This is a genomic window from Vibrio sp. 03_296 (assembly GCF_002265885.1).
In genome coordinates this window covers 1-557 of the sequence record NZ_NPKW01001235.1, presented here as the reverse complement: position 1 = coordinate 557, position 557 = coordinate 1, and the positions used below count along the sequence as shown (strand labels likewise).

Sequence of the window (557 nt, the reverse complement as noted above, 5' to 3'; positions counted from 1 at the left end):
GGGGGTAGAATTTCAGGTGTAGCGGTGAAATGCGTAGAGATCTGAAGGAATACCGGTGGCGAAGGCGGCCCCCTGGACAGATACTGACACTCAGATGCGAAAGCGTGGGGAGCAAACAGGRTTAGATACCCTGGTAGTCCACGCTGTAAACGATGTCTACTTGGAGGTTGTGGCCTTGAGCCGTGGCTTTCGGAGCTAACGCGTTAAGTAGACCGCCTGGGGAGTACGGTCGCAAGATTAAAACTCAAATGAATTGACGGGGGCCCGCACAAGCGGTGGAGCATGTGGTTTAATTCGATGCAACGCGAAGAACCTTACCTACTCTTGACATCCAGAGAATCTAGCGGAGACGCTGGAGTGCCTTCGGGAACTCTGAGACAGGTGCTGCATGGCTGTCGTCAGCTCGTGTTGTGAAATGTTGGGTTAAGTCCCGCAACGAGCGCAACCCTTATCCTTGTTTGCCAGCGAGTAATGTCGGGAACTCCAGGGAGACTGCCGGTGATAAACCGGAGGAAGGTGGGGACGACCGTCAAGTCATCATGGCCCTTACGAGTAGG

General features: G+C 54.1%; 1 rRNA gene. It reads left to right on the top strand.

The features are described from left to right. Window positions 1–557, top strand: a 16S ribosomal RNA gene (locus tag CIK04_RS31235); the annotation flags it as partial.